This is a genomic window from Heyndrickxia shackletonii, assembly GCF_001420715.1.
Taxonomy (GTDB): domain Bacteria; phylum Bacillota; class Bacilli; order Bacillales; family Bacillaceae_C; genus Margalitia; species Margalitia shackletonii.
In genome coordinates this window covers 590,079-607,478 of sequence record NZ_LJJC01000006.1, presented here as the reverse complement: position 1 = coordinate 607,478, position 17,400 = coordinate 590,079, and the positions used below count along the sequence as shown (strand labels likewise).

Genomic DNA, 17,400 nt, shown 5'->3' with positions numbered 1-17,400 from the left:
TCCATCTATCTGCTTCATTTACTTTGTATCACCTTCGGCAGAAAGGACTTTGTTTTGTATTGCAAACTCATCCAATGATACCTAGCCTTGTATGAAGTTCGTGTTCCTCAGACCGGAAGTTTGCCGCTCGCTTCCTTCAGATTCCGCGTCACCACGGACACCCTTGCGTTAAGCTAACTGCTACTTCTGCCTTCACAGTTCGGGACTTTCACCCTAGAGACTACACCCATGCCGGGCGCACAATAAAGAAAGGATGGAATTCGAAAATTCCATCCTTTTATTTTTTATAAAGTTGATGATTATAAAGTTAATCCGCCGTCTACAACGACAACAGAACCAGTCATATAGCTAGCTTTATCGGAAGCCAAAAATGCAACCATTTCTGCAAGCTCTTCTGGCTGTGCATAACGTCCCATTCTCATGTTTGGTATTTCTTCTGGTACATAACCAGATTGAACAAACATTTGTTCAACGCTATTTGTTAAAGCGGTCTTCACTCCACCAGGGCAGATCGCATTCACACGAATGCCTTTTTTCACATATTCTAGAGAAGCGGATTTTGTAAGCCCTATTACTGCATGTTTGCTTGCAGAGTATACAGAAGTACTATGTTCACTTCGAACGCCTGCTGTAGAAGCTGTATTAATAATCGAACCGCATCCTTGATTTTCCATAACCTTTAATACATATTTCAAGCCTAGGAATACACCTTTAACGTTTACAGACATGATCCGATCGAATTCCGTTTCCTCAACCTCTGTAAGCGGAGCAAACTTCTGAATAATTCCTGCATTATTAAAGAACACATCAATGCGTCCAAATGTATCTACCGCTGTTTGAACATATCTTTGAACATCCTCGTCTTTCGATACATCCGCTTGTACGAAGACACCTTCTCCGCCTTGTTCTTTCACCATTTTTAATGTTTCTTCGCCTGTTTCTTGATTAAAATCCACCAGTACAACTTTTGCACCTTGTTTTGCCATCAGCAAGCTGCTTGCTCGACCAATTCCGCTTCCAGCACCAGTTATTAAGGCAATTTTATCTTTTAAATCCATCGTTCATTCCTCCTTGAACTTTGAGTTTCCATCCTTATTTTATTGCTTGTTCAAGTGTATTTATTGTACTATTCTACGGTAAATAGTACTTTTTTATCTTATTAAAATAAAAGTTGAATACGCTCTCAATTTTCTTTTAAGGGAGGCCATGGCATGAATGGTAGGATAGAAAATATTCATTACATATGTCAATTAATTTTTGAAGCTCACCATCTATCCGTTTTTTACATCAATCAATACGGAGAATTTGAATTCGAATGTTCTCCAAGTCAATTTCAAACAAGTCCCTATTACGATTCTTTGAAATTCCGTATGATGGAATATACAGCTCAACAGGAAACAATAGAAATACCCATTTTCTTTTCTTATTCCAATTTGCAATTCTTCTCTATTCATTTGAACCAAACATCTGGAGTAATCATTGTAGGTCCTTGCATTCATACAGAAATAACCGAAGAAAAAATGAATGCAATCATGGATTCATATAAAGAATTGCCTCATAAAAGAGCGCTTTTCGATTTTTATCAAGCACTCCCTGTAATAACTAGTGAACAATTTCTTACGATTGGATTGTTAACATTCTCTTTGTTCTATGAGCAGTTATTAGATAAATCGTATGTATTGAAAAAAAACAAAGAACTGGATTCCACCTTAAAATTGTCGGATCACCCTGATTTGGAGCTATCCAAGGGAAGACGGAATTTTTCCTTCTATTCGAATCTTTCCCATGAGCGTGTCTTACTTCATTATGTAAAAAACGGACAAATAGAAAAATTATCGGATATCGTCAATTATTCCATCTTTTCCGAAGACGAACTTGGTGTTTTATCTAAACGAAGTCGTATTAGAAGTGAGAAAAATTTGATGATAACAGGAGTTGCCCTTATTTGCAGGGCCGCCGTAGAAGGTGGATTAAATGAAGAAACAGCATTTACGTTAAGTGATTTCTATATTCAGCAGCTGGAGGAGCAAGATAATCTCAAAGCAATCCAAGCCATTATGTCGGAAGTTCTTTATGATTTCACCAATCGGGTACATCAAGCAAAAGAAAATAAATACTCTAGAACCATTACATCGTGTCTGCACTATATTTATAATCATCTTTACGAAGACATTACATTAGAGATGTTGGCAGAGCTTACACATTTAAGTCCTAATTACCTATCCAGCCTCTTTAAAAAAGAAATGGGGACATCTATAAGTCATTACATTCAAAGCCAGCGCATTGAAGAAGCGAAAAAATTACTATCCTTAACGAAATATCCAATCTCAGATATCGGCTCTTGGCTTAATTTTAACGATCAAAGTTATTTCATTAGAGTATTTAAAAAGCATACGGGAATGACTCCGAAAAAATATCGGGATAGTTTTCAAGAATAGGTCAAAGATATATATTTATTCAAAAAGCTTTATCTTAGGGCAACTCAAATATGAAAGTTGCCCCATTACATTGAAGAAAGTTACTGAACATTTAATACTATTTTCCCCTTATTTAATCTTTTTTCCATTAGATCATGGGCCTTTGCAGCATCACAAAGAGAATATTCATGTCCGATTTTTATTTCCAACTGCTTATTAACTAGATACGGAAAGACTTGTTGAGCTGTTTCCTTTAATAATTCCGGTCTCAATTTCCGCGTCGTTCCAAGGCTAAAACCTAAAACAGCTCTGCAGCTTGAATGTAAATCGACCGTTTTTATGTTTCCGTCCGCACCGCTTGAATTACCAAAGTGCACTAGCCTCCCATAAGGTGCTAAGCAATTTAAACTATTCTCTGTGACGGAGCCGGAAACGGAATCCAGAATAATGTCTACACCATTACCATTTGTTATTTCATTTACTTGTTCTGCAAAGTTTTCCTCTTCATAACAAATGACGTAATCGGCTCCACTTTCTTTAGCTGTTTTCATTTTTTCTTTACTGCCAACTGTTCCGATTACTTTACCAGCCCCCATAATTTTCGCTAATTGGATAGCCGTAGTCCCTACTCCTCCGGCTGCTGCATGAACTAATACTGATTCACCTTCCTGAATCCTTGCAACATTTTGGAGTAATCGATGGGATAGGAAGGAAACAACGGGACAAGCTGCAGCTGTTTGAAAGTCTAGTTCATCCGGTATCGGAAACACTAATTTTTCTGATGCAACAACGTATTGCGCGTATGATCCGTTTTTAGGAAATGCGATGACTCTTTGTCCTTCTTTTAAACTGGTAACTTGCGAACCTATTTTTTCAATATATCCTGCAGCATCTAAACCAGGTATAAACGGTATCTTTCCGCCTTTTTTTCCATATCTCGATTTAATATCTGCAAAATTCACACTCGTTTTAACGACTCTTATTAACACCTCATCCATTTCAATAGTTGGGATCTCAACATCCTCATATTGTAAAAACTCGGTGCCGCCAAATTGAGTAACCAATACTGCTTTCATTGTTCTACCACCCCTTTTACTTAATACTATGATAGAGCGTAGGAAAAGAATAGATTTAAAAATTTATATAATGCAATAAGAAATACTTATATGAATAAAAGTAATAGAGGGTGAATTTGGACACCCTCTATTTCTTCATTTCTTCTTATAAGTACCTTAACAGTGAATGGTTCCAGCTTTTTATCCGAAAAAAAGAGCAACAGCCCTATTTGGCGTTGCTCTCTTTGTTATTATTGCATCCCCACCTCGTGAAGAATGTCATTTAATGCTTTCCCTTTGTATTTCGTTTCTGGTTTTGGAGCTTTATCCAACATCCATGGATTTTGCATTAAAAAGTTGTTTACTACATATTGCATGTCTTTTTCATCTACCACTCCATCAAAATTGATATCCGCTTCACGTTTGTTTGTTTTCCAATTGGATTGAATATAAAGCGCATCTTTAATATCGATAACATTATCCTTGTTCACATCTCCTGCAGGTGAATGTTCGTAATAAAGTGCTTTCGAGTAAGGTTTAACCTCTCCATTTTCTTTCAACCCGATCGTAAAGGTTTTCTTTACAATGAAATGTCCCGGCATATCTACTTCTAATGTAAATGGTTTATCCGTCAGCGGTAGGTAAGATGATAGATGCCAAGAAAACGATGAATCACCGCCCAACGTGGTTGAATATTCTTTTCCTGTATCATCTGTCACTTTGACTTTTGCGCCTGCCTTTACATAATCCAAATCCGAAGATGGTTCATCAAGATATGGCAGCATAAATGCCTCTGCATAGACATACGATTTCATAAAAGAGTATGTTCGTTCTACTTGAAATGGAATACTAATACCAAATGCGGATTTCGCCATGCCATCCGTACTTGTATATGATACATTGAATTGTGGTAAAGATAGGGTTCCACTATTAGAATCACTTTTCACTTTATATGTGATATCTACCATTGGAACTTTTCCAGATACTCCGTTTTTTGCTGTATCACCAGTCAATGTTGCAGTAATTTTCGTTACCAAGCTTGGCTCGGTTCCTTCTTTCTGTATTTTAAGATCCTCTTTGCCGTCCAATGTCGCATGAGGCTTAATACTCACCACATCAACATTCTTCGCTTCTATATAGGAAAACTGAGCTTCTTTCATGCTTGTCATATTATTCATGGAAAGAGTAACCGTCACTGTATCGCCTGCTTTTACTGTCTGTTTATCGGCAATAGCTGCTCCATACGGAGTTCCTTGTTTCACATAGTAGAGAAATTTATTACTATAATAGTTCCTTACTGTCGCCTTATTTTCTGCATATATTTGCACTTTGAACGGTTGTATATTCGGATTCAACGGGATTTGTGCAGTGAATTTACCGTTAGAGTCTACTGGAACCGATACGCTCTTTGTTCCTCCACCAAGTCCGCCGCCGCTTCCCGGTACTGTATAGACAACTTTATTATCAGCTTGAGAGACATTCATGCCGCCAGCCTTCATCTCAGCGACACCAGGATCATAGACAGAACCTGTTAACGATACGTTTTGTTGATCCGGGCTATATTCATATACTCCAGATTCCGCACTGAGATTGAGTGTTGGCTGCGTAACGCTATAGTACACCGGAGCATCTGCACTAAAGGTTTTGCCCTGATCATTTGTCCCTACTAGCCTGATTTTGTACAACCCTGGTTTGGTTTGTTCATGATCATAGGCAATCGGGTGATCCGAATTTCCTGTTAAAGGATAATAATACCCTTCGTTCATCAAGCCTCTTAGATAGTATTCAATATTTTCATCTGCACCAGTGCCGTCCAATGTACCAAGGAATCCTATTTCTTGGTTCGTTTTCGGGTCTACAAGGAACAGATCCATCGTGCGCATATGAGATTTCAATTGGAAAAGAAGACCAACTGACCATCTTATGCCATTATATCCTGCCTCAACCGCCGTCGTAAATGCAGGTGGATCTACTGCGATATGATCGATTCCTTCTTTCACTGTATGAATCGCAAACGGAACTTGGTATGTTTCTTCTTGGTTATCCTTGTTTGTGTACGTGATATACCCTTCATACGTGCCTAATGCAGCCGTTTTCGGAACATCAATAAAAACATTGGTATTCTGTTTCGAATTTGCTTTTACTGTAATTTCCTTATCCTCTGAGATTTGAACACCATTTACAGTTGCATCCTTAGAACCTCTTCGGTCGGTCTGGAACTGAACGTCCACTTTAAATGTTTTTTCCTGCTCACTATTGTTATAGATAACTAGAGTGCGCTTATCTTTCACATTTTTGCCGTTAGGCGCAATAGTACCAAAGCTAAGTGCACCGGTATTGTTTTTAATCGTTTTAATTCCTTTACTAGCCAGAGTAGTAATGTCATCTGTATTTCCTGAGGTTTTGCCCAGTGTTTCCGTCCTATCTTCCACTTGGATCTCGGTTTGGGTGTGAACTGCCTCGTATGGGTTGACACGCCCTGCCCCTACCTCGAATACGCTATAATCACCATTTAATGGATCTGCCGTGTTCATGAGTGTTGTTTTGATATCAGCAGGTGTCATCTTTGGATGAGCTTGCTTTAAAAGTGCTGCTACTCCCGAAACATTTGGAGTCGCCATAGATGTGCCTGATAAGCGTTCATATGCATATTGATATTTCCCGACTTGGTCCTGGCCATGCATATAGGAAGGCACTGTTGAGAAGATTGAAACCCCTGGTGCGGTTACTTCCGGTTTAATATCATAAAGGACACGAGATGGGCCGCGAGAACTGAAATCTGCCAGCTTATCTCCTTGGGTTACCTCTTGGCTCATATCATCAAAAGAGAAGGTTGCGTTTCCAGAAGCTAGCTTTTCCTTCATCACATTCCCTTGTTCATTACTTAAAGAAAATATCGGAATATAGTTAAACCCTTCTCCTAAATATACATCCTGTAATGGCGGGTTTGTATTGTATAAAAGAACTGCCTTTGCTCCATTTTGTTTTGCTGTATTCATAATATTGTTAATGTCGAGAGTTCCTCGAGCCACAAGGACAAGTTTTCCCTTTACATCTTTGTTTTTATAAAAAGTTGCACCACCAGGTCCCACATCTATGATTGGCAAGTTTTGTCCCTTAAAATCCTCTATTTTATCACTAAACCCACTGGATACCAGTTTCAAATCAGTTGATACATCCGAGTCTGCATGCAAAGTCCCTTTATATGTCGGAACCGTGACAGGTGTATCGCTTGCTCCGACAGTGATTGCTAACGGAGAAGTGCCTGGAGCACCTAGTGTATACATGTTATTACCTGAGTTTCCTGCAGCAACAACCGTTGTAACTCCTGCTAGTACGGCATTATTAACGGCAATGCTTGTCACATACAACGGATCGTTATAATTAGCGCCAAGAGACATACTAATTATGTCCATACCGTCCGTAACTGCTTTATCAATCCCTGCTAAAATAGCGGATGATGAACCGGAGCCATATGGACCTAACACCCGATAGGAATAGATATCGGCATCCGGTGCAATTCCTTCTACTGCATAATCGGTATTATTTTTTCCTTGACCGGCAATAATTCCAGCCACATGTGTCCCATGCTCGGTATAGTAAGTTTCACCGTTAGCTATTTCCAGCTGCCCAGACTTCAACCAATCATCATATGTCGTTTCCATCGGATCATTATCATTATCAACGAAATCATATCCCCCTTTATAAGCTCCTTGTAAATCTGGATGATTGTAGTCGATTCCTGTATCAAGAATACCAATCTTTACACCTTTTCCGGTGAATCCCTCTTGATGAAGTTTTTCGATGCCAGGAAAGGTTACCATCGTATGAGTCTCTGCCTGGTTCTTTGATTCCTGCTCCGTAACTGGCGGTTCTATCTGTACTTGCATGTCACTCCATACAGTCTTTACTACTTTGGATTGAAGCAATGCCTTTGCCTTGTTAGCGGGAAGTGTCATAGCAACACCATTAAATGCATGCTTGTATTCTCGCCTAATCGTGTAAGGGTTCTTCTTTACTTTCAACTCATTTTTGAAAATCGTTTTTAAATTGTTTTGAAATGTTTCATGTGCTGTATCTACTCTCTGCTTTGCCTTAGCAGAAGAAAGAGTTTTGCCTTCTGCTTGGGCTTCTAACACTGCGGTTATTTCGGGCTTGTCCTTAAATTCTACAATGACGGAAACGGGAGCATCACTTTTTAGATTAATCTCAGGAGATAATTGAAGGCCTCCTTGGTCGCTCGTTTTAAGTTGTTTAATAGCTTCTCTTTGAGCAGGCGTTAAGTTTGATAATACTTGTTCAATTGATGGTGATGATTTTGCTAGTACTGAAGAATGGATGCTGATATTTGGTAAAGTGCCACCAAACAGAACTCCTGTGCTAAGCGCAAATATAGCCGTACTCTTTAAAAACTTCCTCCTCATATCTATTTCCCCTCTTCCTGTGTTAGTTACATCCTCATTTTATATAAGGTTGATGGAATTTTATTTTTTGAAAAATTCTATCAACACTATTTTTTTAAGTAAACAGGAATTTTAAATGGAGTTAATCTATGACACATATAATTCTTGCCTTCTTTAATAGAACCTATTTATAAGCGCAGCAAAATACACCGTGTCACTTTGTAAGTTTATTTGGAAGTATTTCATTAAACTCATCTATACTTAATAATTTTTTATATCTTTCCGCATGTTCAACTGTCGCAAAAAATCTGTATTCCCAATAGATAAGAAGACATTGTTTAAATCTTTCTGTAATACCGATTTCCTTTGCGGCATAAGCTACATCCAACACCTCGTCCAACCCTTCCGAATACCTTTTGCAGGCAAAATAGTACATGGCATAGGCATAACGAAAACGTAGGTACATTTGCTTCTGATGGGGATGATTATTTGCGGCCCAGTCTTTGATAATCTCTTGAAATCTATCCAACAATTGCTCAACATCCTCTAATCTATGCAGATGGACATATGCCTCCAACACTCGCGGTAAACCGGCAAACATATCATCCCTGCCTTCTAACCAGCTTAAATACTTATCAGCATAGTCGAAATGACCAAAATCTAAAAAAGCACAAAATCGATTTCCTATAGCGGCATCTGCATAATATTCACTAACTTTCTCATATCGTTTTATTAGATTTAATACTTCTTCTAATGTTCCTCCAAGGCGTGGCAATGCAAGGCTCTGATACACAAGGGCTCTTCCATAATGTTCTCCTTCTTTAGCCATTTTTTCTAATTTACGAGCATAGTAGAAAGTCTTTTTCCATTCCTGCTGCAGATAAAACGTAGCAGTAATCCAAACATAGGATAATATCTGAAATTCCTCTGGCATATAAGCTATATGCTCTAACAAATGCCCTAGGGCGTATTGTCCTTCTTCGGTTAAACGAACTATATAAAACCTTCTAAAATAACAAATTGCTACTTCTTGCGAAAAGTGATCAGGCATGTTCTCTATGATAAATTCATACAGTGACAATGCCTGTTCTTCCATTCCTTCTACAAAAAGCTGCTCTGCCACAGAAAAAATGCGAACGAAGTTTTTGTTTCGGATCGTTTTTGATCTCTCCTCCAATACTGCATCCAAAATAAAGTGAAGTTGTTCTCTATACCCCATAACAGCACATTTATATAAGAATTGCTCACTTTTTCGTTTATCCAAATTTCTGCTTTCATTAAAGCATTCCTCAACATAATAAGGATATAAAGCACCTTCATTAAGTCTTAATGCAAGAGTGATTTTGTCCAAATTGTGCAAGGAAAGTGACTGTTTATGATGGAAAATACGACTTAATTCACTTATATGGATATTCGATTCTTTTGCTAGTTGAGTCATATTCCTGTTTTGCTCCTGCATATGGTGCAAAATATTATGTAACAAAGTTATATTCAATTTACATACCTTCTTTTTTCTTAGATTAAATAGAGGGAAAATCCTATCAATACATAGGAGAATGCTAGAAAGAAAAGATTGATCCGTATTTATTATCTACTTTTCTTTTGAATATAATTTTTAAATATTCTGCCATCAAGAGTACATTGTAGTATATCTGACTTACGCGCTTAATTTTAGGAAATTCTTTATATAGAGAAAATAAACAATGTAATTGCGATCGCAAAAGAAATTTATTACATGTGCTATAATTCTCGGCACTTAATAACCAGATTACTAACGCTTTAAGAGAAGCACTGGTCAATCAAATTATGCTATGATAGGAATAAAAGACAAGAATAGGTGAACACGACAATGGAAGATGTACTGGAAATCATCGTCCGCTCTACTGAAATCGATGTGAACGGACATGTGAACAATGCTAAGTATTTAGAATATCTTGAATGGGGCCGTGAAAATTGGTATGAGAATGCCGGTCTTCCGTATGATCGGTTTCTTGAAATGGGAATCCAAACGGTAACGGTGAACATTAACATCAATTACCGGAAAGAATGCAGACAAAATGATAGGCTTTCGATTCATACGAAGCCTGAAAAGATCGGCGGAAGCAGTTATGTATTACGTCAGGAAATTTACAATCAACATGGTGAAAAGTGTGCCGATGCACTTGTAACAAGCGTAGCTATGGATGCAGCAACACGAAAAAGCAGGGAAGTTCCGGATGAATTACGGTCATTATTTGTAAAGCCATAAAAGAATTTGGCACCCTTTCTATAAGGGTGTCAAACTTTTAAACGATATATAATAGGACAATAACAAGTGAAAACAGTAATCTGATTATATGATGTTTTATATTTATTTTTCCGTAAAGATGATTTCCATTTGCGATAGATAATATATGCAGCAGGACAAAACAAAAGATTAGTATAATAATTGAATTTGGAATAATATTTACAAATATTGAACTAACCATAACGATTATACCTACGATTGTCATTCCAATCGCCGACCATGTTGGAATATTTCTTTTTCGACATTGCAAGGAGCCGGCTAATGTGGATAATGCACCATATCCAAAAGTTAACACCTTTGCTATCCATAACAAAATCATACTCACATACCCCCTATCTTTTTACATTTTCATTAAAATATGCGGGGTTAACCCCATGTCAACAACCTTTTTAGGATGTGATAAAAATGAGAATTGGAGAATTTATTGCTTATTTAAATACAACAAAAGATACTGTGAGACATTATGAAGATTTGCAGTTACTGACCCCAAAATGGAAAGGCAGCATGAAAGATTATGGAGAAAAAGAAATTCAAGATTATCAGGTTATTAAGGAGTTTAAAAGCTTGGGGTTGAGTCTTAAAGAAATTCAATTGTTATTCAAGTTGAAACATTCATTTGGATGTGGAGATTCCCAGTTTATTAACGAAGTTGTCATACAGTTAACGAACCATTTAGAAGTACTTCGTCAGGAAGAAGAAGAAATTAAAAACAGAAGAATTCAGCTAGAAAAACAGTTGGATGAAATAAAGGAATTATTATAAATATTAAAGTATAATGTGCAAATTGAATTTGTTTAATAAAAATTCATACCAATGCTGAAATTTATAAACACTAACAAAATATATCAATCATTGCAGATACTGTTTGCTTCAAGTTAGGAGGATTTAAAATGAAATTAATCGCTATTGATTTGGACGGAACTTTGTTATCAGAGGACGGGACTATTAGCTCTACAAATGCCGAGGCCATTCGTGATGTTCAAAAACAGGGGGACATCATAACCATTTGTTCAGGAAGGTCTCTTCATGATACGCAAGCGATTCTTGAAAATGCTGGTATTGATTGCCCTGTTATTACCGGAAATGGCGCGATTGCTTATCATGGAAATGAGATTATCCGAAAACTGATTATACCTGATAATGTTATATTAGAGCTTATTCCTTTTTTAGAATCAGAAGGCTTTTACTTTGAGTTATATACAAACCAAGGAATTCATCTTTTAACAAAAGGAAAAGAACAGTTGGATGAAGAAATTCGCTCACTACTCGAAAAAGATGCGAATTTTCCTTTCGAGTGGGCAAACAAAGAAAGAGATATTCAATTTCAGCAATTCGGTTTACACTACATAAATGATTACAAGGATATCAATATTCCCGAATTAGAAGTATATAAAATTTTTGTGTTGTCTTTTAATCGAGAAAAACTAGTACAACTTGAAAATAATTTAAGAAACCGCCAAGATATATCCCTTACTTCTTCTGGTAGCACTAAGTTAGAAATTGCTCACGCAGAGGTAAGCAAAGGAAATGCATTAACCTATATGGCAAACTTTTTAAACATCCCTCTAAAAGATACAGTGGCAATAGGTGACAATTTAAACGATATTTCTATGTTCAAGGTTGCAGGAATGAGCATTGCCATGGGAAATGCCGTTGAAGAGGCGAAAAAGATTAGCACCTATACTACTAAGAAATTTAATGAAGACGGAGTAGCCTACGCTTTGCGGAATTATGTAATGGAAACTTAAGTAGGAAAAGTAACGGAGATTTTACTAAGGTTTTTTTTCTGGAGGACAAAAAACTAAAATAACATTTGAAATCACAATAAATTTGCAAAGAAAAAAACTGCAGTTTTTATAAAAATCGCAGTTTTTTTCTTTATTTATCAACTGTTTACCGTGTGATTATTAAACACCAACTATTCGGAAAAGCTGAATAGTTCAACCCTAAATAGGTTGAATATCTGGTAGAAATATCTTTTAATATGGTTCTGTTATAACTAAAATATAGATTTTACCTTGTTTGAAAAATAAACGGAAAAATTCCGTTTAAATTTGGAAATACTCCTATTTCCTTAAAAATAAGAGGAGGTTTTCCGTTTATCTTATCGAAATCCTTAGATTTTGTCCTATTTAGAGCAGTTAATCGGAATATTTCCGCTTATATCTACTTCTTTAGCCTCCCTTATATACAATAGCCGGAAAATCTCCGCCTATCAATTCTCATACCTTAACGAAAATCAACAATGAAAAATAATAGAGACTCTGATATAAAAAATGAACATAAAATCAGTAATCAAAATCGCAGAAAAATAGCATTGTACAACAGTTAATGTACAAGGTGTAATTCAATGCTAAATCGGGTACGATTTTAATAATAAATGGCTTAGCATTAACAAAAAAACACCTACTCAAACAATACGAGTAAGTGTACGATTTACTTATTTTGTTCCCTTCAAGAGAACCCGTTATGATTTTACCGTTGCCTTATTCATCTTTATTTTATTTTTTCAAAACAGGAAGATGCGCTTGCTTGAATAACTTTATTTAATGCATCAATATTTGCTTTCCCTTGTGTTTGCAACCATTCTCTAGCTTTTTCTACACCCTCATTGGCGTAAACCTGCACTCCATCCTTCCAGGTAGCTCTGCCACATAGAACTCCATTAAAATCGGAACCTGCTTCATTAGCAAAACGTAATGTTTCTTGGAACATTTCCGCACTTACTCCGGCACTTAGGAAGATAAATGGTAAATCCGTTGATTCACTTTGCTTTTTGAAATATTGCTGTGCTTCTTCCTTTGTGTATACTGCTTCTGTTCCGTAACCTTCCACATAGTCCATATTGACAGGCACTTCTACCTTTAATACATCTACATTATATTTTGGTTTAGAGAATTCTACCATCATATCATTTACTTTATGAGGTTTCACTTTTGCATACTCTTTGATTTTTACATCCTCGATTTTACTGTCATAGGACACTAATTCCAAAAAGAATGGGATGTCTTCCGCTGCACATTCAGAACCAATCCTTTCAACAAATGCATGCTTTTGGTCATTAATTTCCGCTGGTTCGTCGATATCGTAGTAAAGTAAGAATTTCACAGCGTCTGCTCCCTCTTCTTTGATTCTTCGAGCAGACCAAATTGGTAAAAGATCAGGGAATCTTCCCGGTTTTGTTGCATCGTAGCCAGTTTTTTCATATGCGATGAGCAATCCTGCATTCGCATCCCGCTTTTTCGCTGCAGGTAAACCATATTCCGGATCTAATAGAATGGAAGATGCATAGGGTGTTAAAATTTCCGATACAAGCTCTTTAAATTCTTCCATTGCTGCTTGTGTTCCTTTTTCCCCCATCATTTTCTTTAACGCACCTCGTTGATCAATAGCAAGAGCACTGATGATTCCTTGATCGTTCATTAAATTTTGCAAAGCTTTTCTTTTATTCTCGCTAACTATTCTCATTTTCTAGCTCTCCTTTTATTGCAATTTTTCTGTAAACATTTGATAGATTTCTTCAGAACTGTTAGCCTGATGTAATTGATCGATAAATTCTTGATGAATTAATAGCTTTGAAACCTCTGATAAATAGCGTAAGTGATCATTGCCTTTGCCCTTAGGAATAAACATGGCAATGACGATATTCGTTGGATGACCATCAAGAGCATTCCAATCAACGCCTTCATTTAATTTCAAAATCACAATGCTCGCTTTCCGAATACTATCAAGCTCGGTATGCGGAATAGCAATACCTTGCTCCATCCCGGTTGTGCTTAATTTTTCTCTTGCCATGAATCCTTCTACAACTGCTTTTGAATCACTGCTGATATGATTTGCCACAGAGATTTCTGCTAATTTTTCAAACACTTCATGTTGAGATACTGCTTGAACATTACAATGAATATTTCGAATTTCTAGTACAGAATCTAAGCTCTTCGATTCATTTACTTCTTGTGTTACTTGATCAGATTGCTTATCTTTTGCCACTGTTCTTTTTTGATCCCAAGCCATTAAGAGTCCACTTACGAGAGAACCAATTAAAATAGCTAGAACCCATAGGAACGCATGAGTAACGATTGGTAATACGATAAATCCGCCATGCGGTGCAGGAACTTGCACTTTAAAAAGATAAGTTAAGATAGCTGCAATCGAAGAACCTAGCATAAGGATTGGGATTACTTTAATAGGTTTCTTTGCCGCAAATGGAATGGCTCCTTCTGTAATATGAGTAGAACCAAGAAGGAAATTCACATATCCTGCACTGCGGTCACTTGCTGAATAGGCTTTTCCGCCAAATAGGACTGCAAAACCAGTAGCTAATGGTGGTGCAATACATGCTGCTGAAACACCAGCCATAAAGAAGTAATTTCCTTGCGCTAACAAAGCTGTACCTGTAACATATGCTGCTTTATTAACAGGACCACCCATATCAAATGCACTCATACAGCCAACAATTAATCCTAATAGGATTGGGCTTGAATTTTGAAAACCACTTAAGAAGGACATCATTCCTTTATTTATTGCTTCCATTGGAGAGGATAGGAACCACATGGCAAAGCCGGCAATAAAGATTCCCAACACCGGGAAAAGGAAAATGGCTTTTAAACCATCCAGTTGCTTAGGCAATCCTTTGAGGACATGCGCTAACCCAAGCATGATATACCCAGTTAGAAAACCTCCGACAATACCGCCCAAAAATCCAGTACCATTCATATAGGCAATCATTCCGACAATAAAACCGATAATAAGACCCGGTCTTTTCGCAATAGATTCCGCAATATACGCACATAGAATAGGTACCATTAAATTCATGGAAACCCCGCCGATTGTTTTTAAGTAATAGGCGAATTGGTTATATTCAGGACTTTTCGGGTCTGCAGAATTAATTCCGAACATAAAAGATATAGCTACCATAACACCTCCGGCTACTACAAGAGGAAGCATATGGGATACACCGTTCATAAGAGAAACATAGAGGCTATGCCAAAGTGATGTTTTTTGGCTGCCTTGCCCCGATTGATTCTGAGTTCTAGCTTGACCATCTTTATATTTTGGAACATTACCAGATAAAATTTCGTCAATTAATTTATCAGGCTCTTTAATTCCTTTACTTACAGAAACATTGATTACAGGCTTGCCAATAAATCGATCTGCATGGACATCTTTATCGGCTGCAATAATGACTCCATCAGCATCCTCTATCTCCGCATCTGTTAACGCATTTTTTATTCCTTCTTGACCATGTGTTTCTACTTTAATCGTTATGCCTCTTTTTTTCGCAGCTTCTTCTAATGCCTCTTGTGCCATATAAGTGTGAGCAATTCCTGTAGGACATCCCGTAGCGGCGATAATCTTATATGTTTTCATTTATACAACCTCCTTTTTTAATTGAATTTGCTCTTTTAGCAGTGGTATATCTTCCAAATTGCTTAAACCTGCTGTAAAAGCGGTAGAGGATCCGGCAGCTGTGGCGCTAATTAATGCATCCTCTAAATCACCGGTTTGTAACATCTTCCCTACAAATACGGCAAGCATTGTATCCCCGGCACAAGCGGTATTCACCACTTTTCCACGTGGTGCCGTAGTAAATAAAACATTCTCTTTATCAACATACAAAGCACCTTTTTCACCGCGAGAAACCAATACTCTCATAGCTCCTTTATCTAAGAGTTTTTGTGCGGCATTCACAAGCTCCTGTTCTGTTTCTAGCTTTGGAACTCCTAATAAATGAGCTAATTCTTCATCATTCGGTTTGATTAAATATGGATGGTACGGTAAACAATCTATTAATCTATCGGAACTGATATCCAGAATTAAGGAAAAACCCTGTTCCTGAGAGAGTTTTGCGATCGTTACAAAAATTTCATCCTTTATTCCTTTAGGCAGGCTTCCAGAAACGAATAGCATGTCTTCACTCGTGAAAGTTTTTATATATTGAAGCAGCTCTTCCTGTGCTTTTAGGCTAATTTCAGGGCCCTTATTGACTGCTTTATATTCCAATTCCCCTGACCTAATAAAGGTGTTTATTCTCGTGATTCCATCTACTTTAATAAAATTTACATCAATAGAATGTTTGATTAGTTCCTGTTCGATATATTTTCCGGTGAACCCGCCTAAAAATCCAGTGGCAGTACTATCAATATTCAACTTTTTTAACATAAAAGAAATATTAATTGCCTTCCCATTCGCTTGATAATCTTCGAATTTACTGCGATTTACTACAAAGGGAGAAAACTGTTCAAACTCTGTAAATAAATCAATGGCTGGGTTCATCGTACAAGTATAAATCATGTCTGTTCCCTTCTTTCCTTGCTGCCCTAATGATTCACTTTATACTCTAATTGTGGCACAATAAGTTATGTAAATGTTTACAATATTAAACGTTTTCATTGTAAAACTTTTCATTATGGAGATGGTAGCTGTGTCACAGACATTTTTAAATAGAGCGAAGAACCAATACAACACTCTAAGTGAAACCGAACGATATTTAGTCGATTATATTAAGCAGCATTTAGATACCATTCCACAAATCTCCATTGTAAAACTAAGCGAACAGGCAAATGTGTCAACCGCTACGATTGTTCGTACGATGCAAAAATTAGGGTATAGCGGTTTTACTGCCTTTAAAATACATTTAAAGGATGATTTTGATTCTAGTACGGAGTTTTCCATTGTGGAAAAGATCGATAAAAAGATTCAAGAAGCTATATTAAAAAATGAACAAGAAGTTGTAAAAACGATTCAGTTACTGGATAGCGGAACCATTGAGGATGCTCTTCAAAAGATCATTCATTCTAGGAAAATAATCCTTTTTGCCCGCGGCTTCTCGGAGTTGATTGCAAAGGAAATGATGGTGAAATTTCAGCTCCTGGGTAAAAGCTGTGAGCTGCATGATGATCCGAATATTATAAGAACAATCAGCAAGAAAATCGATAAAAAAGATATTGTTATTTTTGTTTCACTAAATGGAAAAACAGAGGAATTGGTAGAGGCTGCCCGTAACTGTCAAGAAAATGGTGTAAGCACCCTTCTTCTAACATGTAATCAAAACAGTCCTTTATATGAGCTTTGTGAAATCTCTCTCGTTGGCTTTAAGTCGGAGATCTCCTACTTTCCGGAATATGAGGTGCGATCACGTTTACCTATTCAAGTAATGGCCCGTATCATTTTAGATGCTTATGCGATTCGGACAGAGGGAAAGATTAGCTAAAGGAATGATGTTTCCACTCAAAAAA

The 17,400-nt window shown here is 37.1% G+C and carries 13 protein-coding genes; 5 read left to right on the top strand and 8 right to left on the bottom strand.

Annotation, left to right across the window (positions count from 1 at the left end; all coding sequences use genetic code 11):
• Positions 1 to 299 precede the first annotated feature (299 nt).
• Positions 300 to 1,058 (bottom strand): SDR family NAD(P)-dependent oxidoreductase, encoded by a 759-nt coding sequence (locus AN964_RS21180; RefSeq protein ID WP_055741785.1) that lies wholly within the window; start codon positions 1,056 to 1,058, stop codon positions 300 to 302.
• Positions 1,059 to 1,211: 153 nt separating this feature from the next.
• Here AN964_RS21180 and AN964_RS21175 point away from each other — a divergent pair, with 153 nt between their 5' ends.
• Positions 1,212 to 2,438: a helix-turn-helix domain-containing protein gene (locus AN964_RS21175; protein WP_055741784.1), complete on the top strand. Its 1,227-nt coding sequence runs from the start codon at positions 1,212 to 1,214 to the stop codon at positions 2,436 to 2,438.
• 80 nt (positions 2,439 to 2,518) lie between these two features.
• Here the strand turns inward: AN964_RS21175 and AN964_RS21170 are convergent, their stop codons facing one another.
• The 3 genes from AN964_RS21170 to AN964_RS21160 all read right to left on the bottom strand — a co-directional run bounded on the left by AN964_RS21170 (position 2,519) and on the right by AN964_RS21160 (position 9,370).
• The gene (locus AN964_RS21170) at positions 2,519 to 3,493 is read right to left on the bottom strand and encodes a quinone oxidoreductase family protein (RefSeq protein ID WP_055741783.1); all 975 of its coding nucleotides are present in this window, start codon (positions 3,491 to 3,493) and stop codon (positions 2,519 to 2,521) included.
• Positions 3,494 to 3,723: 230 nt separating this feature from the next.
• Positions 3,724 to 7,896 (bottom strand): S8 family serine peptidase, encoded by a 4,173-nt coding sequence (locus AN964_RS21165; protein ID WP_055741782.1) that lies wholly within the window; start codon positions 7,894 to 7,896, stop codon positions 3,724 to 3,726.
• A 193-nt stretch (positions 7,897 to 8,089) separates the two neighbouring features.
• Complete coding sequence (locus AN964_RS21160) at positions 8,090 to 9,370, bottom strand: hypothetical protein (RefSeq protein ID WP_152982441.1); 1,281 nt, start codon at positions 9,368 to 9,370, stop codon at positions 8,090 to 8,092.
• 354 nt (positions 9,371 to 9,724) lie between these two features.
• Here AN964_RS21160 and AN964_RS21155 point away from each other — a divergent pair, with 354 nt between their 5' ends.
• Positions 9,725 to 10,123 carry an acyl-CoA thioesterase gene (locus AN964_RS21155; RefSeq protein WP_055741780.1) on the top strand — a complete coding sequence of 133 codons (399 nt, stop codon included), beginning with the start codon at positions 9,725 to 9,727 and terminating at the stop codon, positions 10,121 to 10,123.
• 37 nt (positions 10,124 to 10,160) lie between these two features.
• Here the strand turns inward: AN964_RS21155 and AN964_RS21150 are convergent, their stop codons facing one another.
• Positions 10,161 to 10,481 carry a hypothetical protein gene (locus AN964_RS21150; RefSeq protein ID WP_055741779.1) on the bottom strand — a complete coding sequence of 107 codons (321 nt, stop codon included), beginning with the start codon at positions 10,479 to 10,481 and terminating at the stop codon, positions 10,161 to 10,163.
• An 86-nt stretch (positions 10,482 to 10,567) separates the two neighbouring features.
• Between AN964_RS21150 and AN964_RS21145 the strand changes: the two genes are divergently transcribed.
• Entirely contained in the window at positions 10,568 to 10,924 is a 357-nt protein-coding gene (locus AN964_RS21145) for a MerR family transcriptional regulator (protein ID WP_055741778.1), read from the top strand.
• A 128-nt stretch (positions 10,925 to 11,052) separates the two neighbouring features.
• Positions 11,053 to 11,910, top strand: a complete 858-nt coding sequence (locus AN964_RS21140) for a Cof-type HAD-IIB family hydrolase (RefSeq protein WP_055741777.1) — start codon at positions 11,053 to 11,055, stop codon at positions 11,908 to 11,910.
• A 748-nt stretch (positions 11,911 to 12,658) separates the two neighbouring features.
• On the opposite strand, the gene lacD is transcribed toward AN964_RS21140, so the two are convergent.
• Genes lacD through pfkB form a run of 3 tightly spaced genes read right to left on the bottom strand, consistent with a single transcriptional unit; the run spans position 12,659 to position 16,456 of the window.
• Positions 12,659 to 13,630: a tagatose-bisphosphate aldolase gene (gene lacD, locus AN964_RS21135; RefSeq protein ID WP_055741776.1), complete on the bottom strand. Its 972-nt coding sequence runs from the start codon at positions 13,628 to 13,630 to the stop codon at positions 12,659 to 12,661.
• A 15-nt stretch (positions 13,631 to 13,645) separates the two neighbouring features.
• A complete protein-coding gene (locus AN964_RS21130; RefSeq protein WP_055741775.1) occupies positions 13,646 to 15,532 on the bottom strand; it encodes a fructose-specific PTS transporter subunit EIIC in 1,887 nt (628 codons plus the stop codon).
• Positions 15,533 to 16,456, bottom strand: a complete 924-nt coding sequence (gene pfkB, locus AN964_RS21125; protein ID WP_055741774.1) for a 1-phosphofructokinase — start codon at positions 16,454 to 16,456, stop codon at positions 15,533 to 15,535. It abuts the gene before it with no gap.
• Positions 16,457 to 16,586: 130 nt separating this feature from the next.
• On the opposite strand from pfkB, the gene AN964_RS21120 reads away from it, so the two are divergent.
• The gene (locus AN964_RS21120) at positions 16,587 to 17,375 is read left to right on the top strand and encodes a MurR/RpiR family transcriptional regulator (RefSeq protein ID WP_244885897.1); all 789 of its coding nucleotides are present in this window, start codon (positions 16,587 to 16,589) and stop codon (positions 17,373 to 17,375) included.
• The last annotated feature ends 25 nt before the right edge of the window (positions 17,376 to 17,400 follow it).

Bases quoted from the DNA above. Each gene is read 5' to 3' on its own strand.
- AN964_RS21155 (WP_055741780.1), top strand. From the start codon at position 9,725: ATGGAAGATGTACTGGAAATCATCGTCCGCTCTACTGAAATCGATGTG.
- pfkB (WP_055741774.1), bottom strand. From the start codon at position 16,456: ATGATTTATACTTGTACGATGAACCCAGCCATTGATTTATTTACAGAG.
- AN964_RS21180 (WP_055741785.1), bottom strand. From the start codon at position 1,058: ATGGATTTAAAAGATAAAATTGCCTTAATAACTGGTGCTGGAAGCGGA.
- AN964_RS21165 (WP_055741782.1), bottom strand. From the start codon at position 7,896: ATGAGGAGGAAGTTTTTAAAGAGTACGGCTATATTTGCGCTTAGCACA.
- AN964_RS21170 (WP_055741783.1), bottom strand. From the start codon at position 3,493: ATGAAAGCAGTATTGGTTACTCAATTTGGCGGCACCGAGTTTTTACAA.
- AN964_RS21150 (WP_055741779.1), bottom strand. From the start codon at position 10,481: ATGATTTTGTTATGGATAGCAAAGGTGTTAACTTTTGGATATGGTGCA.
- AN964_RS21140 (WP_055741777.1), top strand. From the start codon at position 11,053: ATGAAATTAATCGCTATTGATTTGGACGGAACTTTGTTATCAGAGGAC.
- lacD (WP_055741776.1), bottom strand. From the start codon at position 13,630: ATGAGAATAGTTAGCGAGAATAAAAGAAAAGCTTTGCAAAATTTAATG.
- AN964_RS21175 (WP_055741784.1), top strand. From the start codon at position 1,212: ATGAATGGTAGGATAGAAAATATTCATTACATATGTCAATTAATTTTT.
- AN964_RS21145 (WP_055741778.1), top strand. From the start codon at position 10,568: ATGAGAATTGGAGAATTTATTGCTTATTTAAATACAACAAAAGATACT.
- AN964_RS21130 (WP_055741775.1), bottom strand. From the start codon at position 15,532: ATGAAAACATATAAGATTATCGCCGCTACGGGATGTCCTACAGGAATT.